Genomic DNA, 24370 nt, shown 5'->3' on the forward strand with positions numbered 1-24370 from the left:
ATCAATTGAAGACCTAGAATATTTATTACATCAACTCTTAAATGAAGGAGCGTTAATTATTAAATGGGGACGAAAACTCAAAAATAAAGGCGATACTATTATCACAATTTAAATGCACAAGAGCTTATAAGGATTTGCTTCAACATCAACTCTTTTTAAAATACTGCGGCAAGCACTAGAGGTCACTGGGCCAATGGAAGCAATGCAAATATTTTCTAAAACATATTCGGCATGAATAGATTTAATTAATTGATAGAAGCATCCCACTGTTTTCGGACTAGCAAATGTGACCACATCAATTTTACCTGCTTGAAAAGCCTTGGCAATTAATGGTGGTATTTCAGTTGTACAATTTGATTGATAAGTGGGAACTGCTTGGATTTCTGCACCTAATAAAGTCAGTTCCTCAACAATATTTTCTCGCCCACCTGCTTCTAATTGGGGATAAAGAATTTTAGTACCTTTGAGATTTTTGCGGTTCGGAAAAGACGCAATCAGAGAATCTGAAACAAATTCTGGGGGTGAAAAATCTGCTGTTAAGTTATATGCTTGCAGGCGTGCTGCTGTTTTTTGCCCGACTACGGCTATTTTGATTTTGGCGAGTGCGCTGGTATTGAAACCCAAGCTAGTTAATCGCTCTAGAAAGTAATCTATGCCATTAGTTGAGGTAAAAATCAACCAATCAAATTGATTCAGGTTAGCGATCGCATCATCTAGTTTGGCATAACTCGTAGGCGGAGCAATACACAAGCAAGACATCGATAATGCAGTTGCACCCATTTGTTCAAGAAGCGCGACAAACTGATCAGACTGTTCAGCCGCGCGGGTGACAACAACTGTAACACCACTCAAAGGTAGTTTTGCAGTTTGGTTTTGATGGGATGAATTTTGATAGTCAGCCATAAATTGCAAACTAAAACTTACACTAACCTCTTAAACTCTTATCTCTCGGTGTACTCTGCGCCTACCGAAGTTTGCTCAACGCGGGGAAACCGCGCACGCAACTTCTCTCTGTGGTTCGTTTCTGAGTCCTTAAATCTAAACAATATCAGCCATTTGTCCTTTCCAATGACAAAGGACAAATGACTAATGACAAATGACTAATTAAAACCCCGCAATTGGATCAGGTTGAGATTGGAGATATTGTAAAAAGCTGTGTAATTCTTCTTCCGTCAGCAAAGTACGTCCCCGTTTACCGTAGGTTTTAATCAGATGTTCTCTTCCTTGGTCTGGTGTCCAGCCTAAACGTTGCAACTCCACATCGGTTTTTGCAATCACATCAGATAAATCAACTGCTTCTGCTTTCTTTTTTCTTTTACTGGTTGTTGTGGAAGTAGTTGTACTTTCAGAAGAACTATAATTGCGGGGTGTAAAGGGAGTGACATTACTTGCTGTCATTCCTGAAAAAGCAGGTGTTTCTGGCTGATGCGGAACTTCAATTTCCAAATTATCCGCAGGGGGAACAAAAACTGGTTCTAGACTGGGAGTCAAAGGTAAACTAGGCGTTAAATCTGGGGTATGAGTATCAATGCTTAATGCTTCAGTGGCAAATAAATCGGGTGCGATAGTTTTACTACTAGCAGCTACTGGAGATATTTCCGGTTTACTAGTCACTAATTCCAAACTCTTATCAGGTGTAGCGGCATAAGTTGATTCACTTACACCTACTGTTGTCTGAATTACAGGATTAGAAGCTACAGAGTTTGTCACTTGCGGTGATGATTCTGCCTGAGTTTGTGGTGTATTGTTTACCCCTAATACTATCAGCGCCCGGTTGCGGGCTTGGTCTTCTGCGGCTTCTACGGTTTCGGCTGCGGCTAAACCAGTAGCGCGGATTACACCGTCAATCTGCACACTAGCTCTAACAATATATTTGCCTTGAAAAATGTCTACTAATTCGGAAGTTAAACTACCGTTGGGATATAAGCTCTGAAATTGAGCCAACATAATACTGTCACCAAAATCTAATGTCTGCTAAATCACGGGGTTTATTTTATCTACAGCAGGGAACCGAGAACAGGAAACAAGGATGTTTGACAATTATTCCTCGCCCTAATTAATCTGGCAACTGCTATATTTACCCCAATGCCCAAGTTGGAGAAATAAACAACAGAAAGGAAGATAACTATAATATGTCCACAGTGAATCTATGGAAATATTTTAGTTTAAGTCCATAATTCCTGGGTCGGCAGAGAAAAATTTTAGGAAATCTCAGATTGGGCAAAGTTGATTTGTCCGGCAAAGCGATCGCCTACAACTCCCGCCCCATCCTCCAGCTAATTTTTCTGGTATCTTAAAACTCAGAGTAATGTTTATGCTTTGTCTGTAGTGTTGTCATTGCAGCAGTAAAAATTATTTTGGGGCATAATGAACCACTAGCTCTATTTATGTAGGTGATAATCGCCTTAAGTGCTATACTGTTTACCTAAATCTCTATTTAGAATTATTTCCTAGAAGTACGCTCTAAATCTACAATAATGGAGATAAGGTTCGCCCTCACTGCTTGTATGACTGCTGACCTAATTGTTACCGATTCTACATGTGGGAATATTGGGTTAATCGGCAGTTTCTCCTAGTTAAACATCAGAGTCGGATGGCGTAAAAGCACCTTCAAGCTAGACAATCAAACACCTGTGGTTTTTCCGAATCTATCGCTTTTGGGTACTGTGGAGATGAATCTTAAGCCAGCCTCTCAAAAACCCTTCGCGTAATTACTTAGCAGGTAAAACCCCCTCATCAGGCGTACTTTATCAGTTTGGTTTAGTGAAGGAGCAGAAAGCGCCAGTCAACTCTGAAATGGTCATGCAGTGAGAAGTTCTCAAATTTCGGGGGTAAGTTGATCTCAAGGTAGGTTAATTTCCTCGATGGGGAACTTCACAGAACCATGCCTCAAGGCAACTCGTTTCCAGTTAGTTAGTATCTGTAGGCCGTGAGGGTATACAGAACAGAACCAGATTAAACCAACATGATGTTTTGACCAAAGGTCGGTTCACTGCATGGAATTTTCAATCGCTACACTCCTTGCCAATTTCACCGATGATAAATTGGTAGCTCGGAAAGTTTTAGAAAAGAAACTTGGCTGCGAAGATGAGGATAGTTTAGAAAAACTGCATATTGCCTTAGATATTCTCGAAAAAATCGGAATTTTAGTCAAAGAACGGGGCAAATATCGCCGCGTCTTTGAAGAAGGCGTGATTGAAGCCAAACTCCGTTGTTCTAGTAAGGGCTTTTGTTTTGCGATTCAAGATGTAGAAGGCGCAGAAGATATCTACATCCGCGAAAGTCATTTAAGTAATGCGTGGAATGGCGATCGCGTTTTGGTAAGAGTTCTCAAAGAAGGCAGTCGGCGGCGCTCTCCCGAAGGCGAAGTTAAGTTAATTTTAGAACGTTCTAATCACACTTTACTAGCGCGGATTAAACAAGTAGAAAGTGGTTTTCGCGCTGTACCTTTAGATGATCGCCTGTTGTTTGAACTCAAGTTGCAAACAAATGGGATGACTTTTGCCGAAGCCATCGACCATCTCGCCCATGTGGAAGTACTGCGTTATCCGTTAGCGCAATATCCCCCCCTGGGAAGGGTCGTGCAAATTTTGGGTAGCGATGCGGAAGCCGCCGCCGATATTGATTTGGTGACTTGTAAACATGATTTATCCCGCAATTTTTCCGAAGCTGTACAAGAAGCAGCTGCGAAGTTACCCAAACGCATACTCAAAGCTGATATCAAAACCAGATTAGATTTACGCAGTTTATTTACCTTGGCAATTACGGGGATCAATACTGATGCCAAGTTAGTAGAAAATGCTTTGAGTTTGGAAAAAACCAACAAAGGTTGGCGTTTAGGCTTTCACATTGCCGATGTTTCTCACTTCATTCAACCCGATGAAATTTTAGACAGAGAAGCTTTGAAGCGCGGACGTTCTGTGTACTTGGGTGATTTAGTCTTGCCTATGTTACCAGACACTGTAGCCGATCGCTGTTCTTTGGCAGCAGGAAGCGATCGCCTCACACTCTCATTCTTAATCACCATCGACCCAACATCCGGTGAAGTGGAAGAATGGGAAATTCAGCCAAGTGTGATTAATGTTGATACCGCCATTAATAAAGACAAGGCGGAAGCAGTTCTTGGTGGTCAACCTAGCAAGGAATCTGAGGAAGTCATTCAGTTATTGCAAAACCTTGAAGGTTTACACCAAGTTGTCAAACAAGCACGTCTAGCCCGTGGTAGCTTGCAGTTAAACTTGCCACCTAATCAAAATCCTTACTTTGATGAAGGAATGTTAGGTGCGGTTGTGGTGAATAATTTAACTGTGCGATCGCTCCTCACCGAGTTTACGCTGTTAGTCAATCAACTAATGGCAGAACATCTCAGTGCTTTAGGTATTCCTGCCATTTGGCGAGTCCAAGGCGCACCTGATCCCGAAGATGTCCAAGAAATGCTCAAACTGGCAATTAATTTGGGTGTGGAACTGACATTAGACCCCGAAGCAGATATTCAACCCTTAGATTACCAGTTATTAACGCGAGCCTTTGCCGAATCACCTTCCGAACAGGTGTTAACTTATTTGTTGCAAGACACCCTCAAACCAGCCGCCTACAGCACCACCAAAGGCAGTCATTTTGGCTTGGCACTAGCGCAATACACCCACTGTACTTCGCCCTTACGCCGCTATCCCGATTTGCTCTTGCAACGAGTTTACTACCGACTGATTGAACATGGGCGCGATCGCCGCACTACCCGCGTTAAAGACCGCGTTAACTTACGTCATTCTTCTTCCCACATCGAAGTTAACTGGAACGTCTTACCGCCCGAATTGCAACAAGAACTGCAAAGCGATTTGACCAGAGTAATTATTCAACTCAACGACCGCGAAAAAGAAGTCCAAGAAGCTGAAGCTGACTTGGCAGGGTTGCAAAAAGCCCAACTGATGAAACAACGTATCGGGCAAGTCTTCCAAGGCGTAATTACTGGTGTGCAGTCCTACGGGTTCTTTGTGGAAATTGAAGTCCCAACCACAGACACACCCAAACAAAAACATCCCAGTGCGCCATTACGGGTAGAAGGATTAGTCCACGTTAGTTCATTAAAAGATGACTGGTATGAATATCGCGCCAGACAACAAGCCTTGTTTGGTCGAAAAAATCGCGCTTCTTACAGATTAGGCGATCGTGTATCTGTCCAGGTAAAAAGTGTCGATTATTACCGCCAACAAATTGATTTAGTCACCGTTGGCAGTGATGGCCTACCTAAAGGCTTAGGTAATTCTAGTCTTAACGATGACCGAGATGAGATTTATCTATCTCGTGACCTTGAACCTAGCGATTTAGAAGCTTATGCTGATGATGAATAAGTTTTGTTAAGAAAACCGCGTGTCACATCACACCAAGCCTTTAATCATTGGCGTATCAGGAGCATCTGGGCTAATTTATGCCGTTCGCGCTCTCAAGTATTTGCTTGCTGCTGACTATGAAATTGAATTAGTTGCCTCTAAATCAAGTTACATGGTTTGGCAAGCAGAACAGGAAATTAAAATGCCAGCCGAACCAACTCAACAAGAGCAATTCTGGCGCGAACAAGCAGGAGTAGCTGTTGCAGGCAAACTACGCTGTCATCCTTGGAGTGATGTGGGAGCCAATATCGCTAGTGGCTCCTTTCGCACTTTGGGGATGATCATCATCCCTTGTAGTATGAGTACAGTTGCCAAGCTCGCTGGTGGCTTGAGTTCCGACCTACTGGAACGAGCCGCCGATGTCCAAATCAAAGAAGGACGCAAACTAGTTATCGTTCCCCGTGAAACTCCCTTTAGCCTGATTCATCTGCGTAACTTAACAACCTTGGCAGAAACGGGTGTGAGAATTGTTCCAGCTATTCCCGCTTGGTATCACAACCCGCAAACTATCGAGGATTTGGTAGATTTCGTTGTTGCCAGGACTTTAGATCAATTGGAGATTGACTGCATCCCCATTCAACGATGGCAAGGAAGGAAGTAAAAAGGTGAGGCAGTGCGTTGGGCGGGTCTCCCGACTTGAAGCAACTGCTGAACCCGAAGGGTAAAAGTAAAAATGTAAAAGTAAGATAGACTGTCTTTTACTTTTTTACTCTTACCTTTTGTTTTCATTGATCTAAATAACTTTTAACTTTTGCCTTTTAACTTTTGCCTTATTTATGGCTGTACTTCGCTTAATTTTATTAGTGGCAATACTAGGAGGACTAACACTTTTGTTAGTGCAGAACTGGTCGCCCCCCATATCGTTAGTATTTTTGGGGGTGCGTACTCAACCATTACCCCTAGCGATGTGGATATTATTCGTTACTACTGCGGGTGCGTTGACATCTGTATTGATTACTACTTTATTTAAATTATCAAGTTATTTTGCAGGGCAATCGCAACCAGCCCCGAAATCACGAGTCACTCCCAGGCGTGTCACCAGACCACGTAGAGAAGAACCCCAATCTCAACCTTATACTCCGCCATCATCCTCTAGGTCAAATCAGACGGCCGAGAGTGAAGAATTTGATGATTGGGAAACTAGCAATAATAACGATGATTGGGATTTTGAGGAAAAGTCAGAACCCACCCCTCCCCCCAGAGCAAAAACTCAGCCAGAACGCAATTTTGAGCCAGAAGAACGCCAGCCAGAGCCAAAAACTACTTCTAAGTCTGGTTCGACCTACTCTTACAGCTACCGCGAACCAAAAAATACGGCGGCAGGCAAAACAGAATCAGTTTATGATGCTGACTACCGCGTGATTATTCCTCCCTACAAACAGCCTGAAGACGAACCCAAAAATACTAATGATGACGATGACTGGTCATTTTTTGAAGATGATGAATTTGGGGATAATGAAAAACCACGGAAGTGATTGAGTAGATTGGAGGCAGAAGGCAGGAGGCAGGGGCAGGAGAGGATCAGTCCCGATGAATCTTGTTTCATAGCCAAGTATGAAAGTGGAACTAGCATTTTTACTCAGCACTCAGCACTCAGCACTTTCAAGCTAGGGGGATGGTAGTCTTGTTTATTCACATCTTGCACCTAGCGACTAAAGTCACGGCTACACAGACAAAACTCGCACTTCGACAAGCCCTTCGGCTACGCTCAGGACAAGCTCAGTGACCTCCTGCGCGGGTTCAAAACCCTTGATTTTAAGTTAGTCCGCGCAGGCGGACTGCCCTGCGGGAAGCCGCCTGCGCGTCTACGTTTTTATAGCCGAGCCAGTGCGTTGGGCGGCTTTGCCGACTCCCTCACTGGCGTGCGAATTCCATTCGTCGGGGCTAGTTCACACTTCACACTTCACACTTCTTTCCCGCGATTCTTGCTTAACTTTGCCATTCATTGCCGCTTCTTGTAATGACATGAAAGCATTGAAATCTTCTAGGTCATAGCGAGTAGTTAATAAATGGCGCAATTGGTTTTCTGCTTCAACCGTTAAATAGCCAGTTGCTAAAGCTTGATGTACAACGTCACGAATTCGAGTCATGGTTGATGCCTCTTAACACACCACAATTAATTTATTCGGGCTGATTTCGGTAGATTACGCATCAGTTTTGGTGTTTATACCTTAAATTTTGCAAAGCTTAGTTCTGACAAGCTCAAAAATCCAGTCATTTTTTACACCTTGCTTGGCAAAAATTATTGATGAGAAGCTAGTTTCCAAGAACTTTAGAATTCCAATAATGTGATGTTGAAAACACAGTGGGATGCCAATCTAAAAATTCTCACAGTACAGACCAAAAGTTACGTAGATTTATGTTGACTGAATTTGTTTGCTTAAAGTTTCAAACAAGCTTTATAAAAATTCCGTTAAGTCTAAAGATATCTAAGTAATAACTTCCAAGTCACCTAACAACAGTTAGTAAATTCGTTATAAATTTAATTTTGATTTATTCTGACTTCATCGAATAATAGTTAGGATATTTTCGGGGTTATATAAAATACATCAATAATGGTAATGATAACACCAGATGCAAATCAGGCAGAAGAAGAATTTTTTGAAGCTAAAAGTAATTGGGAGTTAGAAAAGTTATACGTAGATTTAGCTTCAACAAAGGGTAAGGCTTTAACACCTGTAGAAAAGAAATTCTTGAGAGGTTTACTGTGTGGTTGTAGTCCGGCGGAAATTGCCAGTATAGTTTATCAAAGTCGGAGTAGTAGTACCGTTAGAGTTTATTTGTCTAATGGATTATACAAGTATATAGAAGAAATGCTGAGTAATACTGCTGGCTACTCAGTGAAGGTGAAAAATTGGAGCCGTGTAACTTATTTACTTGAGAAAGCTGGGTATAAGAAAATTAGGTTTCAATTACCAGCAGCCATTATTTCCCAACAAACACAGACAACTCCAGAGACAGATTTAGCAAAAACTCCATTTACATCGGTTCAAGATTGGGGTGAAGCAATTGATGTGAGTGTTTTTCATGGTCGCACTACAGAAGTTGCAAAAACTCAGCAATGGATTGTGCAAGAAGGCTGCCGCTTACTCTTACTATTGGGTATGGGTGGGATTGGTAAGACTGCTTTCTCGGTGAAGTTAGCACAAGAAATTAAATATCAGTTCGATTATGTTATCTGGCGATCGCTACGTCTTGCCCCTGCCCCAGAGCAGATAATTGAACAGTTAATTCAGACTTTATCGCCCAGTGCCGAGATAGTAATTGCAGATACTCTAGAAGGGCGCATCTCTCAATTGATAGATTTTCTGCGGAATAATAAATGTTTAATTATTTTAGATAATTTGGATGCGGTTTTAGCCAGTAATGATATTAATACTAATTTAACAGTTAGTCACCAAGGGATAAAGAATCATGTTCCTGCTTTTATCCTGCCGCAAATACAATACCGTTCAGGGTATGAAATCTATGGTGAACTGATCAGGCGGATAGGTGAATCTCAACATCAAAGTTGCTTACTATTAACCAGCCGAGAAAAAACTCCAGAGATAGCAGCTTTAGAAGGGAACACATTACCTGTGCGATCGTTCAGATTGACTGGTTTAAATCAATCAGAAAGTCTGTCACTGCTAAAATATCAAGGATTATTAAATATATCAGCAGAAAAATTCCGCATCTTGTCAGAACAATATGCCGGCAACCCCTTATTTCTGAAATTAGTAGCGACGACAATTCAAGATTTATTTGGGGGCAATGTTGATGAGTTTATTCAGCAGGGAACTGTAGTTTTTGGCGAAATTCGCACCATATTAGACCAACAGTTTAATCGTTTGTCGCAATTAGAAAAGCACATGATGTACTGGTTGGCAATGAATAAAAATGCTGTTTCGGTGCGACAATTGCAGAAAAACACCATACCAGGGTTATCGCCTAGATTGTCGCAAAGATTAATCTTAGAAGCTGTCGATTTGTTGCATAAGCGATCGCTACTGGAAAAAACTACACCTACACCCATCGAACAACAAGCTTCTAGCTTTTCGTTAACTGTAGTGTTAACGGAGTATATAGTTGAACGGTTACTTGAGGAAAACTTGAAATTAAGTGAAGAACAAGAAAGCTACTTTTTAATGAGTCAGACTATTTTTGCAGCCCACCTCAAAAACCATATCAAACAAAGTCGCTTGAATGCCGAGATTTAAAGTAAAGTGAGGAGTTGAGAATTTACTGGAGTAAAGCAACGGGCGAGCGTAGTTGAAAGGAGAAGTTAACAGCAAGCCAAGACACAAACAGTAATTCCCAATCCAAAATCTAAAATTTCAAATCTAAAATTGTATGAGCAGCTTATTGCAAGGAGTCAGCCTGTACTTGATTGGGATGATGGGCGCTGGTAAAACAACGGTAGGACGATTACTAGCACAGCAGTTGGGTTATGGGTTTGTAGATACTGATAATGTGATTACTCAAGCCACAGGTAGATCCATCAATCAGTTATTCGCCGAAGAAGGAGAAGCTGCATTCCGCCAGTTGGAAAGTGATGTATTGGCACAAATTAGCGCCCATCTGAAATTGACTGTAGCCACAGGTGGCGGTATTGTGCTGCGGCGAGAAAATTGGAGTTACTTGCGCCACGGTTTAATTGTGTGGCTAGATGTACCTGTGGAATTACTCTACACCCGCTTGGCGGAAGATAATACCAGACCATTACTACAAGATCCTGATCCCCAAGGTAAATTGCGATCGCTCCTCGAACAACGCCAAGCACTCTACGCCCAAGCTGATTTACACATCATCATCAACGAAGGTGAAACACCAGAGCAAATCGCTAACAGAGTTATGGCAGCCATTCCTAGCGTGTTGAAAACTACTGCATCACACCAGAATGTAGAAAATTGAGCGATCCCTCTGTTGATACTCAGCACTCAGCGAGAAGTTGCGTGCGCGGGTTCCCCGCGTTGAGCAAACTTCGGTGACTCAGCACTCAGCACTTCCAACTAAGAGATTGTGACCAGTGAAAAAGTCTTCTACACTGACTGCATAGGTTTAAAATCTCAACCATGATGGTCAACGATACTGAGTATATCAGGCAAGCTGAAGCCACCCGTGTGCGGGTACTCAGCGAAGCATTACCCTACATTCAACAATTCGCGGGACGTACTGTTGTTGTGAAATATGGTGGTGCGGCGATGAAAGACAGCACCCTCAAAGACAAGGTAATCCGCGATATTGTCTTTTTATCTTGTGTTGGTTTGCGTCCCATTCTTGTTCACGGTGGCGGCCCAGAAATTAACAGTTGGTTAGATAAATTAGGCATTGAACCACAATTTAAGAATGGTTTACGAGTTACTGACGCTGCCACAATGGATGTTGTGGAAATGGTGTTAGTTGGTCGGGTAAATAAAGAAATTGTGGCCTTAATTAACCAAGCTGGTGGTATGGCTGTGGGGCTATGTGGCAAAGATGGTCACTTAATTACCGCCCGTCCCCAAGGTCAAGAAGGTATCGGCTTTGTAGGTGAAGTTAGCGGTGTTAATATCAAAATTTTAGAAACTCTGTCGAGTAACGGTTATATTCCAGTAGTGTCAAGTGTCGCCGCCGATGATTCGGGACAGGCTTATAACATTAACGCAGATACCATTGCGGGGGAAATTGCGGCGGCGCTAGGGGCAGAAAAGTTAATTTTGCTGACCGATACTAGAGGGATTTTAAAAGATTACAAAGACCCATCGACGTTGATTCCCAAAGTGGATATTCGGGAAGCGAGGGAATTGATTGCTAGTGGTGTAGTCAGTGGCGGGATGATTCCCAAAGTTAATTGTTGTGTGCGATCGCTCGCTCAAGGAGTCAGGGCTGCACATATTATCGATGGTCGTCTACCCCACGCACTGTTACTGGAAATCTTTACCGATGTTGGGATCGGGACGATGATTTCTGGTTCTCACTTTGCTTAAGTTATTGGTCATTTGTCCTTTGTCATTTGTCCTGTGTTCTTTGGTTTATAGCGGTAGTCCGATATGTTAGGACAATTTGAAAGCTTGAATGCCCAGGAATAATAAGACTTTTCCTCCTGCCTCCTGCCTCCTGCCTTCTGCTGTAACAAATGACTAATGACAAAGGATTAACATCATTACCAAGGATGAGTGATAATCACCCGCGATCGCCCTCTAAATGGTGTCCGTTGCCAGGAATTATTGATAATCACTGGATTCACGATTGTGGAATCTTTAATAATGGGATTAATCAAAGTCGGATTCACCAGCGTGGAATTATTGAACCTGTCGTACCTGACTTGGGGATAATAATTGGGGTAGATGGTGCGGCTAGGTAAAAGCCCTGTTGTGGGATCTACGGGCATAGGCGTGGGAATCGGACTACCATAAATAAAAGAACCAACAGCAGGCGGCTGACTGACGCTAAAAGGATTGCTGCGATCAATCACAATCACTTGTTGGGCTGAAGCTGGAGTAATTACGGTACTCATCAATACCAAAGTGATTCCGGCTCCTAGCCAATTCAGTTGAGAAAGCTTGATATCTACCATATTTTGCTCACCTGCATTGCATAATTAAGGGTTTTTACAGATGACTTCTAGTTAGAATTGTAAAAGCTTATTTACTTGAAGATTGCCAGCTTTTGAAAAGATTACAAAAAGATTACTGGCGTTGGCAAAATTAAAGCAGTGCTGATTTAATATGCAAGACGTGAGTGAACAAAGTTTAGAAATTGCCAGAAAGCGTTACCAAGCTGGGAGAATTGCCTTTGAAAATGGGCAGTATCGGGAAGCGATTGAAAATCTGGAAAAGGCCAGCGCCTTGTTAGTGCGGAATTCCCGCTTAGGGGGAGAAGCGCAATTGTGGCTAGTAACAGCTTATGAAGCAGCCGGCAGAAATGAAGAAGCGATCGCACTTTGCAAACAACTACAACGCCATCCCTATTCCGAAACGAATAAACAAGCTCGGCGATTGCTCTATATTTTACAAGCACCAAAGCTGAAACGCCCCAGCGAATGGATGACGGAGATTCCCGATTTGGGTGCATTATCAGATAATGAATCGAAAATGCGGGTGGCAGCTAATCCCGCCAAATCTTCTGTCAAGAAAAAACCTGCTGAACAGGAATTTGTTGATCTCAGCCAAGTTAATACCAAAGATAATCGCTTTATTTGGGTGGCGCTCGCTGCTATTGGATTAATTCTCTCCTACTTAACTTGGTTGGCTTTTTAAGATAGTCAGAAAAAGTCAAGATTAGTTAAGTTATTTGACTAAATCATATTAATAAGGATAAAGGATGAAAAAGGGTAAAAATAAAGGAGTAATTTGCGATTTCATCCTTTACACTTCATCCTTAATCGATTTTTTCAGGAGAAATACAGTGATGAATTTTTCTAAGTTGGGAAAAATATTGATGTTGTTAACTCAACCATTTGGCTGGTTAACAATACAAATCAGACACAACATTAACCACATCTTTTCCCCAAGAAAAACTATTTTGTGGCTAGTAGTATTTACATCCCTGTTGTTATCTGGGTGTGTAAAGTATGATGTTGGCGTGAATTTTCATCACTCCAATAGCGGCGAACTAGTGCAGCATATTAAGTTAGGTGAACAGCTTACTAGTTTTAGTGGTGATTATGTATATGCCTGGTTAGATAGTATAGAAAATCGTACTCGTAAACTAGAAGGTAAAGTCAAGCGTATTTCGCAAGAAGAACTAATAGTTACGATTCCCTTTAGTAATGGTCAAGAATTACAAACTAAGTTTAATGACTTTTTTAATTCCCATAACAATCAAAAAGTAGCGGCTACAAATAGTGAAGCTGATGCGGAATTACCGAAAATAGAATCTAATTTACTGCTATTCCAGAATAATTTTTTATTGTTAGTGCGGAATCGGTTAATTTATGATTTAGACTTGCGATCGCTGGCGTTAATTGCCAGTAAAGGTAACGTCATTGCTGATCCAGGTGCAATTCTCAATTTAGAATTTAGCTTAAACACTCCCTGGGGTGCCAAAAATATTCTACTCACCGAAAATGCAGTCGAACCAGAAAAACAAGGTAATCAACTGCTATGGCGACTCCAACCCGGTGAACTCAATCATATAGAAGTAGTATTTTGGCTTCCCAGTCCTTTGGGTATTGGTGCTTTGTTAATTGTGTTGTTTGTTTGGGGTGGATTGTACCTCAGATACAATTTTATGCCAGATCCGAGAGTTCAGTTTACGCCTCAATCAACTGCTACAGAACCTTAATTTATCAAAATAGAATTCAGGAGTCAGAATTCAGGAATCAGAATTCTGACTTCTTATTCAAAGCTGCGAATTCTATTCTTTATTATTTCTTTTTACTTTTGCCTTCTTACAAAGTTAGGCGGGACGGAAACCGACACCGCCTACTTTGCGCTTTTTACTTTTGCCTTGTTGTACGATGTTGGCGCACCTCTGGCTTGAGTTGTTCCCCATTCTAATCATAAATGTCTTCTTCTTGCGGTTGATGAAATCTGACACCAGATTTCATTGTCTAGATACCTGAGCAAGGGTCAATCTTTCTATTATCTTCTTACTGCCAGAACAAACCAGTGAGTACAAGAGGTAAAAGTATTAATATGGAAGCAATTAAAACAACAGTTGCTGGGTCAATTTTAATAGTATTCTTCTGTGGATCACGCATTTGACTAATCTCGAACAATAACTCTACTTATAACTATTCTCTATGAAGATGTACCTAATTATTTTGGGATATAGCAGTCCTGTGTGAGATAGGAACGAAAGAGACTAGTAGACAAGGGAGATAAGGGAGAGAGATGTTTATCAATTATTTAAGATTGCTTTTCCTCCTGCCTTCTGCCTCCTGCCTCCTGCCTTCTTCTATAAAACAAACTGCCAACGAACAATAACTCGCTGGCAGTTTCTTGGAAAAACTTTAACTAGATTTAGGTATTTCCTAACGATAGTTTGTAAATTGTAATGCAACTGGATAGTCTTCTTGTTTTAATCGTTGGATGACAATTTGCAAATCATCTTTTGATTTAGCAGAAACCCGCACAGCATCACCTTGAATGGAAGCTTGTACTTTTTTAAATTCATCACGAATCAATTTAGAAATTTGCTTGGCAATTTCCTGGCTGATACCTTTTTTGAGGGTGATTTCTTGACGTACACGATTACCACTTGCAGATTCAACTTTGCCAAATTCAAAAATCTTTTGCGAGAGACTACGCTTGGCAGCTTTTTCGCGCAGAATGTTGTGTACAGAATCTAAAGTAAACTCACTGTCTGTATTAACAGTAATAGTTGTTTCACCCAATTCAACTGTAGTTTTAGTATCTTTGAGGTCATACCGACTGTTAACGTCTCGCACAACTTGATCAACAGCGTTAACTAATTCTTGCCGATCAAAATCGCTCACAATGTCAAAGGAGTAAGTTGAAGCCATAAAAATGTTAACTTTGGGATTGTGGATGAGTTTATTGGTAATTGGTATTATCTCTCCTCTTCCCTAATTTTAATTATTTGCTTGCAGGATGCTAAAGAAGAAGAGAGTTGCAGAACCCAAAGAACCAATAGCAAACATCAGCGATCGCAAAAGCGGTATATTCAAAATATAAAAGATAGAGTATAACAACCGCGTCACGACAAAAGCGATCGCCGCAACTACAGCCACACTAGAATCAACATTAGTGACATAAGCCATCAATGCGGCGACAGCAAAAATTATGAATGTTTCAAAAGAATTTTGATGCGCCCAAGTCGCTCGTTGAGCATAAGGTGGCAATTTATCAAACATCGCGCGGGGTGCGGAAATATCATATCCCACACTCAACCGGGCATAAGCCACCAGCAAAAACGGCAGATAAACTAATACAGCAGCTGCGGCAATACAGTACAAAAAAATAGTCATTAGTTACTAGTCCATAATTATTAGTCATTAGTCATTGGTCATTGGTCATGAGTAAATTGCAAATGACAAAAGACAAATGACAACGGATAAATGACTAATCAAAGTAAAACAAAGTTACTACTTTTCTTTGTTCTTCGGCATCCCCACAAGTTTGTAGCAGAGTGCGACTGTCATGAAAAGCAAAACAAATTAACTGCTGACAACGGGAGACAATCTCTTTGTTACAGATGTAACTAGCTTCAGCCAAAGTCAGGTTATCGTTACTGGGATTTTCTACCAGGTGCATTACCTGTTCTAACTGTTGCCGAGATTCGTAAGGCTGACGTTCCAAGCTTTGCGGCAGAATTACAGTCAGCAAATTGGGATCAGCCCGCATTGCGCCCTTAATCGCAGCTGAATTCGTTCCCGTAGCCCCAGAGGTAATAATCCGATTGCCTGATAACACCAAGGCATAAGTCATCATTTCAATCAGATTTTGATGGGTAATCGGCACATGACGAGAACCCAGCAAAGCAATTCGCTTAGAACCTGTTTGCTGGATTGTCGCCAGTTCTTGCGCTAATGTATCGAGGTTAATAAGGTCTATTGACTGGCTCAAAGATAAAATTAATTAGAATTTAACGACCCAGCTATTTTACCAAACAGAGCGTAGGTAGACAGCCAGCTGAAGTTAGACATTGCTACAATTTTTGAATTATTTAAGTAAGTAGCTGGCGAAGGGAGACAAGGAAGACAGGGTGGACAAGGGAGAGAGATGTTGATAAATCATTGAGGATTGCTAGAGTTAACCAAAATTAGGCTTTTGTGAACATTGACCGGGCCAATTTTAGATTTTGGATTTTAGATTTAACCCGGCAATCCAAAATCCAAAATTTAAAATCTAAAATTCTGAGGCTCAATCTCAAAGATGCTTGGTGTGTGGCTAAGATAAGGCTGCTGCTGTACTTAAGCCCAGTTTCAGTAATAAACGCTCAATGTCAAAATGCTCATTCATCAATTGGCGGATGCACTGCACCTTAATTGGTTCATGGACACGTACTTGGCCAAAAGTCCGGTCAACAATTTCTACAGTTGTCAAGGTATCTAAGTCAACAGACAAAATGGGGATTTCCAGTTCTTCAGCCCGACTGAGAATAAATTGCGGTGGTGGTAATTGTCCTGTGAGAATTAGGCATTGAGTTGAGGTTTCTAGGGCAGCTTGTTGAATTTCTACCCGATCACCTCCTGTGACGACTGCCATGTTACGCCGTTTGCGGAAATACTTGACAGCCGCATTGACGTTCATCGCCCCAATGGCCAGACTTTCTACCATCAAATCTAAGCGATCGCTCCGGCAAAGAACTTCAGCATTTAACTGTTTGACTAGTTCCCCGACGCTGACACTGCGTAGCAAATCATTTTTTGGCAGTGTTCCTAATACAGCAATGCCTTGCTGTTCCAAAAATGGACGCACAAGGTTTTCAACCATTTCCAATTCTTGGGGAGGAATATCATTGAGAACAACACCTACCAAGCGATCGCCCACACGCTCTTGTGCTGCCAACAACGCATCTAGAGAAAGTAACGAATTGTAACGATTAACCAACAAAACCGCAGCATCTAAAACTTCTGCAACTTGTAGAGTTGATAAATCAAATAAATGTCCTTCTGTTAAATTACCTGGCCCCTCCAGTAAGACTAAATCGCCACGAGTAACTTGCAAATATTCCTGAATCAACGACTGGCGATAATTATTGTTATCTTCGCCGCTTAAACGTTTTTGGACACTGACTGCATCTAAAGCCAGCATGGTAGGCGCAATGCGGTTTGCTGCTAGATTCAGGCTAGAAGCAATAAACTGGACATCTTCTTCAATTAAGGTACCGCTAGAGGTTGTCAAACAAGTTCCCAGCGGTTTGCCGTAAGCAATATCCAGTCCTTTTTGCTGTAGCTGATAAGACAAACCCAAAACTGTTGCAGATTTTCCGCTATAAGTTTCGGTTGAGCCAATCAGCAAATGTTTAGCAGATTTCGGCACACATGCACTCCTAATTTCAAAAGGAAGTAGAACCCAGCTAGGTGTTTACTAATTTTAGTTTGTTCCAGCAAAAGACTTACGCTCTTGGCGAGCATAGTTTTTGAGTGAGAACATTTTTTTTGTGCAAAAAATAGCTTTTATCTACAGTATTGATGCTGTAAGGTTACTAACTACTTGGTATTTAAAATAATGCTTAAAATGTTATGGGCTGGATGCCAAATATATCAACTAAAATATATCTTAATACTCGTAAGCATAACTGTCTGGGCTAGGTTCAAGGGAAATAGTTTTCCCTTGTAATCCTATACCCTAGACTTTCAGGGAATTGATTTATTCATCAATACGCAGCAACTTTCTGTAAAATGATTGGGAAAAGTCTGTGACACGATAACGTTTATAGTTTTCCATTAATTCAATTAAAAAACTAATAAACTCAAAGCTGGCCATCATCACTTCATAACTGAGTTCAGCATTACCATCAAACTGCATTCGGCAGCGCGTTAAGTCTGAAGGCAGGGTGGCCACGTTCCAAGAAGCGACAAAAGGAATATTTTCACTGGCTTCTATTTTGCGGTGTCCCTCCAAAATACCTTTTTGATAGAGACTGATGGCATAGGGCAAGAAATTCCGCTTTGTACCCTGAATATAAGGCAAGTAAACGCTTGCTTGCTGCTGCGTTGCAGGCTGGAGTTGCTCAATAGACATTATTGAATATTCCTCAAGTTAGGTGAAACTGGGGATATTAGTCGTTGTCAATAGTATTCCCAAAAAAACTGCGGTAATACACACTACAAAATCATCGCCCTTTGGTTGAGGGAACGGGCAATACCCGAATTTCTTACGCATGGGTGGGGAGTGTGGGGGGTGTGGAGAGAGAGGGGGGAAAGATTTCTTCACCATCCTCCCGCCCCTACCGATGATGAATCTGTGGAAAAGCCTCAAAATATTCCGCAAGAAATGTTAAATAATGGCAATAATCAATAAGTAATTCTTTGTATTTTGTCTTTTTAGTTTTGAGTTTGTGATAGTGACAGCAAAGTTACTACTAAGAAATATTAAAATTTCGGTTACAATAAGGCTGCATTAGCTTTTATCCAAGCTGGGGCAGTAGCGGCGAAAAAACCTAACATTAGGTCTTCAAGACGCTGATTGCAATGTCTCACAACCAAAAGCTGTGTCTATCTTGTAATTACTTTGTTGAATCTACTGTTGCCGTTGAAAAGCAACGTAATTTTGATACAGCAAGTAAAGCCAGATGGCAGAGTCAAAGTTTGACGTTACAAAATTCCCGGCTTATTTATGGGTGTAGAAAAATACTGGTATCGCATTAAGTAACCTATGCCAGCGAACTCCTGGCCTGAAAACGATTCATACAAAGAGCTTGACCCGCTAGATTCTCTGTTGGCTGACCTATCGGCGACAGAAGATTCATTGGTAGGGACAAATCGTTTGTCTCAACCATCCCGGTTTCAAGGACGTAGACGTAAAGCCGCTCTGGTGTTGTCAATAGTTTGGAGTGGTACGATCGCTCTACACTTAGCTTCTTGGGCTTACATTTTTGTTCTAGGGTTGACGACAATCCTGGGTATTCATGCCTTCGTGGTGATATTCGCTAAACCTCGCCGCTATCAAAAAGAAATGCAGGGTGAATTACCTTCTGTATCTTTGTTGGTAGCTGCCAAAAATGAGGAAGCGGTGATTGGCAAGTTAGTCAAGAATTTGTGCAATCTGGAATATCCAGATGGACAATACGAAGTTTGGATAATTGACGATAACAGTACCGACAAAACACCGCAAATCCTAGCGGAACTAGCGCAGGAATACAAAAAACTCAAAGTACTGAGGCGTTCCCCCCAAGCAGGTGGCGGTAAATCGGGAGCATTAAATCAAGTTCTACCGCAGACAAAAGGCGAAATTGTTGCTGTGTTTGATGCTGATGCTCAAGTGCCATCAGACTTGCTACTCCAAATAGTACCTTTGTTTCAAAGAGAAAAAGTTGGTGCGGTGCAGGTGCGGAAAGCGATCGCCAACGCTAAAGAAAACTTTTGGACTAAGGGACAGATGGCAGAAATGGCACTGGACACTTGGTTCCAACAACAGCGCATTGCTTTGGGTGGGATTGGTGAATTGCGGGGTAACGGTCAATTTGTCCGCCGCACCGCCTTAGATAGTTGTGGTGGATGGAATGAGGAAACCATCACTGATGACTTAGATATGACCTTGCGCTTGCATTTGGACAACTGGGATATTGAGTGTGTCTTCTCCCCAGCCGTGCAGGAAGAAGGTGTGACAAATGCGATCGCGCTTTGGCATCAGCGCAACCGTTGGGCAGAAGGTGGCTATCAGCGTTATTTAGATTACTGGGATCTGATTCTGAAAAACCGCATGGGAACCCGTAAAACCTGGGATATGCTCATGTTTATGATTACCATGTACATCTTGCCAACGGCTGCCATCCCAGACTTATTAATGGCCATTGCCAAGCATCGCCTACCACTGCTAGGCCCAGTCACTACCTTGTCTGTATCTATGTCCGTTTTTGGTATGTTTGCCGGACTAAGACGGATACGTCAAGAGCAGAAATTCACTGTTGCGACTTATCCAGTGTTATTACTACAAACCCTGCGCGGCACATTATATATGCTGCACTGGTTAGTAGTAATGAGTAGTACCACCGCCAGAATGTCCTTTAGGCCAAAGCGCCTGAAATGGGTAAAGACAGTACATTCTGGTAGTGGAGAATAAAAAGGCAAAAGTTAAAAGGCAAAGGGCAAAAGAGTGTGTTTCTTTTGCCCTTTTGCTTTTGGAGTAGAAAAAATAATATTACAAATAATTAAGACTTGGTACCTTTACATGGAGAAGACAGGCCCAAACTTTTTTGACGATGAGGCGGTTTTTGCAAACTATATGCAACGTCGTCAAGGTGTAGATACGCCCAATGATACGCTGGAAAAGCCAGTATTTATGGATCTCATTCAACCCATTACTGACAAACGTATTCTTGACATGGGGTGCGGTGATGCAGCAATTGGGCGTGAACTTCTCCAGCAGGGAGCGGCGAGCTACATTGGCATCGAAGGCTCACATAAGATGGCGAATCTTGCACATCAAACACTGGCAAACACTTCTGGCAAAATTATTTTGCAAACGATTGAGGATTGGACGTACCCGCAGAGAGCATTTGATTTAGTTATATCAAGACTTGCCCTACATTATGTCGCTGATCTGGCACTAATTTTTACCAAAGTTTTTGATGCGATCGCCCCATCGGGAAAGTTTGTGTTTTCGGTGGAACATCCTGTGATTACGTCGTTTGACGGTGGCTGGACGGCTGGTACACCCCGCCAAGATTGGATCGTCGATAACTATTTCAAAACTGGATTGCGAGTGACAAACTGGCTTGGTGGCACAGTAAAAAAATATCACCGCACTGTCGAAGACTATTTTTATCTCCTCCAAAAAACTGGATTCATCATTACGGATCTGCGTGAAGCACATCCGCAACGTGAGTACTTCCAAGACATAGAAACTTACGAACGGCGAAAGCGTATTCCACTATTTTTGATTCTTGCAGCACGTAAGCCTGAGTAGTACTTAGGGAATTGCATGAAAATAAAGTACCAGTAAACCGAGTTTCGACTCCGCTCAACTCTCGATCTTTGAGGGTTGAGCGAAGTCGAAACCCGGCTGGTTGGGACACTATTAACCCGCAGATCCCTTAATCATCCAATACGGTTCAGTTAGTGAAATTTAAACATTACAGATCCCCCTAAATCCCCCTTAAAAAGGGGGACTTTTATTCTTGTTCCCCCCTTTTTCAAGGGGGGTTAGGGGGGATCAAAAGCTTAACTGAAGCGTATTGCTTAATCATCAACTTCAACTTCCTCTACCCAATCCGACGGAGTGATAGAACCAGATAAATCGGAACCATCATCGGCAAAGCGGACAATCTGCCCGTCGAAAAATTGTGCTAAATGTTGGGCGGCTCTTGTTACTTCCTCCCATTCTTCTGATGAATTTTGTGTGGGTTGTGGGGGAGGTTGGATGTTAGCAGTACCATTACCATTTGTGGGATATTCTGGTTTTACAGGTGGCGGTGTGACTAGTTGTGGTGCTGGTTGTGGTGGCGGTGTAAATGTTTGGGGCGTTGGTGCTGGGTGATGGTTGTTTTTTTGGGGTAGAGAAGGTTTGTGAACCCCATTGGAATTATTGGTTGATGGTTCTTTTTTTGGGGGAGAAGCAGTAGCGGCTGTGGCTTTTTCTAGGCTGACTTCAACGTTGCGATTCACAGTCTGCTGAAAAGCCCCGGCAATCATGGTGAGGTCAGATTTAACTTTGTCGTACCATGCAGGTTTGACACCTACACGCGCACTATTACCGTTAAACTCAATCAGATGGCACATTTGCCCTAATAATGCCCGACGGGGAAGTAACTGAATATTACTCAGTACTTGCTGCCAAATTTGGGTTAAGTCTGGTTGTGCAGTTTCTGGTGTGGTTTCTGCGGCAACAGGTTCAGGTTGTTTTACAGGCGAAGGCGGTGAGATGGGTTCCGGGTTTGCAGGTATGACTTCTGCGGTAACTGGCGGTACAGGTGGCGGTGAGACGGGTTGCTGATTTAAAGGTGCAGAGTGAGGCGGCGGTGATATAGGTTGCGGGTTTGAAGGTGGGGGAGCAGTTTTTTCGGTTAGTAGTGGTGATGGGTGATGATTATTTTGTGGTGCTGGGATATTAACTGTGGGGGCAACAACTGTAGCTGCTGGCTGAATACTCGCACTGGGTAACAATCCGAGTAATGTTACTTCTAGCCACAAACGCGGCTGGGTAGTATTTTTAATTTGAATTTCTGCGGTTCGCAGGTGTTGTTGTCCTGCCAAGATTGTACTGATGTGTAAGTTTTGGGCTAACTCAACTAAGGCTGCCCAAGTTTGTGGAGTACAAGCTATTAAGTCTTGGCGATTGGGGGCTGTTTTAGCTATGAGTAAGTCGCGGTAGAGGTTGGCGAGATTTTGCAGAATAGTGAGTGGTTCTCGTCCTCGGTCGAGAATGTGGCGGCTACAGTCTAAGATTGTTTCTGGGTTATCTTGAGCGATCGCACTCAATAATACTAACAAGTCGCGTTCACTCACAGAACCGACTAAATCCCAGACTCTTTCCGGTGTGACTTGCCCGGATAATAAAGCTAATTGGTCAAGTAAACTTTCTGCATCCCGCAACCCACCTTGGGAAATTTGCGCTACTAAAGTAACAGCTGCTTCCGAAATATCAATGCTTTCTTTCCAGGCGATCGCATTTAAATGCTTCACCATCGCCTCTAATTGAATGCGTCTAAAATCGAACCTCTGACAACGAGAAATAATTGTTGGTAAAACTCTTTGTGGGTCGGTGGTTGCGAGAACGAATACTACGTGCTTAGGTGGTTCTTCAAGTGTCTTTAGTAACGCATTGAACGCCTGAGTACTGAGCATGTGACATTCATCGACCACGTACACCTTATACCGACACTGCACTGGGGCGAATTGTGCTTTTTCGATGAGTTCGCGGATATTATCGACACCAGTGTTACTGGCAGCATCAATCTCTATTACGTCTAACGAGTAGCCTTTGGTGATTCCCTGACAGACATCGCATACCCCACAAGGTTCGGCGGTGGGTTTGTCACTTTGAAGACAGTTGAGGGATTTAGCGAGAATCCTGGCGCTAGATGTTTTACCCGTACCTCTTGGCCCGGTGAACAAATAAGCCGGGGCAATTTTAGTTGTACGGATAGCATTAATTAGGGTGGTAGCGATCGCCTCTTGCCCCACCAGTTCAGCAAAACTCTTTGGGCGATACTTGTGGTGCAGGGGTTCGTAAGGCATGGAAGGAAAATGTCAATTCATTTTCAGAATCGATTTTTACATAAACGCCCAAATTGGCGCTCACATATTTTAAACGCAGGGTGTCTATTTTCCATAATTATAGTACATTTGAACTAAATAGTCATTAGTCCTTTGTTATTAGCCAATGACAAATGGCTAGTACAGGTCGGCGTAAATAAGCAGACCATTAGAAATAGCTAAAAAGCTGACTTGATAAGTATTATTTCTTTTTACTTTTGCCTTCTTACAAAGTTAGGCGGGACGGAAATCGACACCGCCTACTTTGCGCTTTTTACTTTTGCCTTGTTGTACTAGTGACCGAGATTGTACATTTTCTTAACTGCACTACCGCCATCTTCGAGAGCGATCGCTACAATCTTAGGGTAGACAATACACTTTATGGTGGGACAAATGCTCAAGCGGTTACTTCAATGGCTCAAAAACCTTTTTCAGAGCTTGTTTGGCGGCAAATCAACGCCGAAAACAGCCGATGTAAATGTCTCTCAAGAGCCAGCACCGCCTTTGAGTGATACAGATTTAGAATTTCTCTTCACCGAACTGCTAGAAGGCGTACATCAGGCGCGGGGACAAGCTTGGGCGATCAAGTGGCTGCATAATATTGAGCATCGGGTTTCCACAGAACGTTGGCTAGAGTGGTTACGCCGCTTTGGGGAAAGATTACTGGCTGCACCGACACCGAATAATGAATTAGCAGCGCGGCTAGTACAATTAGGCGATTTGGGCGTAGGTGAACTAGGCGATGAAGCTTATGAAATTGGGATGCAATTATTGACACGCAATTCTGGCGAAACCATCTGGGAATATGATGGGCCAGATGTTTTCAGTAACAATTCACCGTCAGATGATGACCAAATAATACAAACAGAAACAACGGATGATTCTGCCTCGGAAGCAGATTACCAAACTGTCACCCTAGAGCAGTTATTTAGCATGATGCAGGAAGATGAAAACCTACGTCAGCAGATTTCCCAACAACTAGGAATTGAGTCTGATGATGCAGAAGTAATTATCAAAGAATTGGTGCATCAATACTATATGCCCAGTAGCGCACCATCTGATGAAGCGACAACTTAAGTAGGTCATCGTGAATATTTATCGTCAGGATAAGGCAGGAGGCAGGAGGCAGAAGGCAGAAGGCAGGAGTAAAGAGGCTTTTAGCTTAGTTAATTTTTCGTAACATAGTTATGTT

The 24370-nt window shown here is 42.3% G+C and carries 21 protein-coding genes; 11 read left to right on the plus strand and 10 right to left on the minus strand.

Going from position 1 to position 24370, the window contains the following annotated elements; translation table 11 throughout:
- Positions 1-108: 108 nt before the first annotated feature.
- Together H6G75_RS29170 and H6G75_RS29175 are read right to left on the minus strand one after the other, a co-directional pair.
- Positions 109-903: a uroporphyrinogen-III synthase gene (locus H6G75_RS29170; protein WP_190983401.1), complete on the minus strand. Its 795-nt coding sequence runs from the start codon at positions 901-903 to the stop codon at positions 109-111.
- 201 nt (positions 904-1104) lie between these two features.
- On the minus strand, positions 1105-1947 hold the full coding sequence (locus H6G75_RS29175; RefSeq protein ID WP_190983402.1) for a hypothetical protein: 843 nt from the start codon (positions 1945-1947) through the stop codon (positions 1105-1107).
- Positions 1948-2996: 1049 nt separating this feature from the next.
- Here H6G75_RS29175 and H6G75_RS29180 point away from each other — a divergent pair.
- The 3 genes from H6G75_RS29180 (at position 2997) to H6G75_RS29190 (ending at position 6862) form a co-directional block, all read left to right on the plus strand.
- The gene (locus tag H6G75_RS29180; protein WP_190983403.1) at positions 2997-5348 is read left to right on the plus strand and encodes a ribonuclease R family protein; all 2352 of its coding nucleotides are present in this window, start codon (positions 2997-2999) and stop codon (positions 5346-5348) included.
- Between the two features lie 19 nt (positions 5349-5367).
- Positions 5368-5988 (plus strand): flavin prenyltransferase UbiX, encoded by a 621-nt coding sequence (locus H6G75_RS29185; protein ID WP_190983404.1) that lies wholly within the window; start codon positions 5368-5370, stop codon positions 5986-5988.
- A gap of 175 nt (positions 5989-6163) precedes the next feature.
- Complete coding sequence (locus H6G75_RS29190; RefSeq protein WP_190983405.1) at positions 6164-6862, plus strand: LapA family protein; 699 nt, start codon at positions 6164-6166, stop codon at positions 6860-6862.
- Between the two features lie 414 nt (positions 6863-7276).
- Here the strand turns inward: H6G75_RS29190 and H6G75_RS29195 are convergent, their stop codons facing one another.
- Positions 7277-7477 (minus strand): hypothetical protein, encoded by a 201-nt coding sequence (locus tag H6G75_RS29195; RefSeq protein ID WP_190983406.1) that lies wholly within the window; start codon positions 7475-7477, stop codon positions 7277-7279.
- A 471-nt stretch (positions 7478-7948) separates the two neighbouring features.
- On the opposite strand from H6G75_RS29195, the gene H6G75_RS29200 reads away from it, so the two are divergent.
- The 3 genes from H6G75_RS29200 to argB all read left to right on the plus strand — a co-directional run bounded on the left by H6G75_RS29200 (position 7949) and on the right by argB (position 11335).
- Entirely contained in the window at positions 7949-9586 is a 1638-nt protein-coding gene (locus tag H6G75_RS29200) for an NB-ARC domain-containing protein (protein WP_190983407.1), read from the plus strand.
- A gap of 133 nt (positions 9587-9719) precedes the next feature.
- Positions 9720-10280 (plus strand): shikimate kinase, encoded by a 561-nt coding sequence (locus H6G75_RS29205; RefSeq protein ID WP_190983408.1) that lies wholly within the window; start codon positions 9720-9722, stop codon positions 10278-10280.
- Positions 10281-10441: 161 nt separating this feature from the next.
- Positions 10442-11335 (plus strand): acetylglutamate kinase, encoded by an 894-nt coding sequence (gene argB, locus H6G75_RS29210; protein WP_190969367.1) that lies wholly within the window; start codon positions 10442-10444, stop codon positions 11333-11335.
- A gap of 176 nt (positions 11336-11511) precedes the next feature.
- Here argB and H6G75_RS29215 read toward each other — a convergent pair whose 3' ends face one another.
- Positions 11512-11925, minus strand: a complete 414-nt coding sequence (locus H6G75_RS29215; protein WP_190969366.1) for a hypothetical protein — start codon at positions 11923-11925, stop codon at positions 11512-11514.
- A gap of 151 nt (positions 11926-12076) precedes the next feature.
- Here H6G75_RS29215 and H6G75_RS29220 point away from each other — a divergent pair, with 151 nt between their 5' ends.
- Both H6G75_RS29220 and H6G75_RS29225 read left to right on the plus strand, forming a co-directional pair.
- Positions 12077-12607 (plus strand): tetratricopeptide repeat protein, encoded by a 531-nt coding sequence (locus tag H6G75_RS29220; protein WP_190983409.1) that lies wholly within the window; start codon positions 12077-12079, stop codon positions 12605-12607.
- A gap of 151 nt (positions 12608-12758) precedes the next feature.
- Positions 12759-13634, plus strand: a complete 876-nt coding sequence (locus H6G75_RS29225; protein WP_190983410.1) for a DUF3153 domain-containing protein — start codon at positions 12759-12761, stop codon at positions 13632-13634.
- A 691-nt stretch (positions 13635-14325) separates the two neighbouring features.
- On the opposite strand, the gene H6G75_RS29230 is transcribed toward H6G75_RS29225, so the two are convergent.
- The 5 genes from H6G75_RS29230 to ebsA form a co-directional block, all read right to left on the minus strand.
- Positions 14326-14817, minus strand: a complete 492-nt coding sequence (locus H6G75_RS29230) for a YajQ family cyclic di-GMP-binding protein (protein WP_190590174.1) — start codon at positions 14815-14817, stop codon at positions 14326-14328.
- A gap of 69 nt (positions 14818-14886) precedes the next feature.
- The gene (locus H6G75_RS29235; protein WP_190983411.1) at positions 14887-15282 is read right to left on the minus strand and encodes an MAPEG family protein; all 396 of its coding nucleotides are present in this window, start codon (positions 15280-15282) and stop codon (positions 14887-14889) included.
- Between the two features lie 94 nt (positions 15283-15376).
- A complete protein-coding gene (locus H6G75_RS29240) occupies positions 15377-15880 on the minus strand; it encodes a hypothetical protein (protein WP_062294944.1) in 504 nt (167 codons plus the stop codon).
- Positions 15881-16204: 324 nt separating this feature from the next.
- A complete protein-coding gene (locus H6G75_RS29245; protein WP_190983412.1) occupies positions 16205-17299 on the minus strand; it encodes a DRTGG domain-containing protein in 1095 nt (364 codons plus the stop codon).
- A 330-nt stretch (positions 17300-17629) separates the two neighbouring features.
- Positions 17630-18004: a type IV pilus biogenesis protein EbsA gene (gene ebsA / locus H6G75_RS29250; protein WP_062294946.1), complete on the minus strand. Its 375-nt coding sequence runs from the start codon at positions 18002-18004 to the stop codon at positions 17630-17632.
- A gap of 633 nt (positions 18005-18637) precedes the next feature.
- On the opposite strand from ebsA, the gene H6G75_RS29255 reads away from it, so the two are divergent.
- Complete coding sequence (locus tag H6G75_RS29255) at positions 18638-20044, plus strand: glycosyltransferase family 2 protein (protein ID WP_190983413.1); 1407 nt, start codon at positions 18638-18640, stop codon at positions 20042-20044.
- A gap of 108 nt (positions 20045-20152) precedes the next feature.
- Complete coding sequence (locus H6G75_RS29260) at positions 20153-20890, plus strand: class I SAM-dependent methyltransferase (protein ID WP_190983414.1); 738 nt, start codon at positions 20153-20155, stop codon at positions 20888-20890.
- A 272-nt stretch (positions 20891-21162) separates the two neighbouring features.
- Here the strand turns inward: H6G75_RS29260 and H6G75_RS29265 are convergent, their stop codons facing one another.
- Positions 21163-23160 (minus strand): DNA polymerase III subunit gamma/tau, encoded by a 1998-nt coding sequence (locus H6G75_RS29265; protein ID WP_190983415.1) that lies wholly within the window; start codon positions 23158-23160, stop codon positions 21163-21165.
- A gap of 399 nt (positions 23161-23559) precedes the next feature.
- Here H6G75_RS29265 and H6G75_RS29270 point away from each other — a divergent pair, with 399 nt between their 5' ends.
- Entirely contained in the window at positions 23560-24255 is a 696-nt protein-coding gene (locus tag H6G75_RS29270) for a hypothetical protein (RefSeq protein ID WP_242051682.1), read from the plus strand.
- Positions 24256-24370: the final 115 nt, after the last annotated feature.

Origin of the sequence: Nostoc sp. FACHB-280, assembly GCF_014697615.1 — a bacterium.
Classification (GTDB): domain Bacteria; phylum Cyanobacteriota; class Cyanobacteriia; order Cyanobacteriales; family Nostocaceae; genus Nostoc_B.

Bases quoted from the DNA above. Each gene is read 5' to 3' on its own strand.
- H6G75_RS29170 (WP_190983401.1), bottom strand. From the start codon at position 903: ATGGCTGACTATCAAAATTCATCCCATCAAAACCAAACTGCAAAACTA.
- H6G75_RS29175 (WP_190983402.1), bottom strand. From the start codon at position 1,947: ATGTTGGCTCAATTTCAGAGCTTATATCCCAACGGTAGTTTAACTTCC.
- H6G75_RS29180 (WP_190983403.1), top strand. From the start codon at position 2,997: ATGGAATTTTCAATCGCTACACTCCTTGCCAATTTCACCGATGATAAA.
- H6G75_RS29190 (WP_190983405.1), top strand. From the start codon at position 6,164: ATGGCTGTACTTCGCTTAATTTTATTAGTGGCAATACTAGGAGGACTA.
- H6G75_RS29195 (WP_190983406.1), bottom strand. From the start codon at position 7,477: ATGACTCGAATTCGTGACGTTGTACATCAAGCTTTAGCAACTGGCTAT.
- H6G75_RS29200 (WP_190983407.1), top strand. From the start codon at position 7,949: ATGATAACACCAGATGCAAATCAGGCAGAAGAAGAATTTTTTGAAGCT.
- H6G75_RS29205 (WP_190983408.1), top strand. From the start codon at position 9,720: ATGAGCAGCTTATTGCAAGGAGTCAGCCTGTACTTGATTGGGATGATG.
- argB (WP_190969367.1), top strand. From the start codon at position 10,442: ATGATGGTCAACGATACTGAGTATATCAGGCAAGCTGAAGCCACCCGT.
- H6G75_RS29215 (WP_190969366.1), bottom strand. From the start codon at position 11,925: ATGGTAGATATCAAGCTTTCTCAACTGAATTGGCTAGGAGCCGGAATC.
- H6G75_RS29220 (WP_190983409.1), top strand. From the start codon at position 12,077: ATGCAAGACGTGAGTGAACAAAGTTTAGAAATTGCCAGAAAGCGTTAC.
- H6G75_RS29225 (WP_190983410.1), top strand. From the start codon at position 12,759: ATGAATTTTTCTAAGTTGGGAAAAATATTGATGTTGTTAACTCAACCA.
- H6G75_RS29230 (WP_190590174.1), bottom strand. From the start codon at position 14,817: ATGGCTTCAACTTACTCCTTTGACATTGTGAGCGATTTTGATCGGCAA.
- H6G75_RS29235 (WP_190983411.1), bottom strand. From the start codon at position 15,282: ATGACTATTTTTTTGTACTGTATTGCCGCAGCTGCTGTATTAGTTTAT.
- ebsA (WP_062294946.1), bottom strand. From the start codon at position 18,004: ATGTCTATTGAGCAACTCCAGCCTGCAACGCAGCAGCAAGCAAGCGTT.
- H6G75_RS29255 (WP_190983413.1), top strand. From the start codon at position 18,638: ATGCCAGCGAACTCCTGGCCTGAAAACGATTCATACAAAGAGCTTGAC.
- H6G75_RS29260 (WP_190983414.1), top strand. From the start codon at position 20,153: ATGGAGAAGACAGGCCCAAACTTTTTTGACGATGAGGCGGTTTTTGCA.
- H6G75_RS29265 (WP_190983415.1), bottom strand. From the start codon at position 23,160: ATGCCTTACGAACCCCTGCACCACAAGTATCGCCCAAAGAGTTTTGCT.
- H6G75_RS29270 (WP_242051682.1), top strand. From the start codon at position 23,560: ATGGTGGGACAAATGCTCAAGCGGTTACTTCAATGGCTCAAAAACCTT.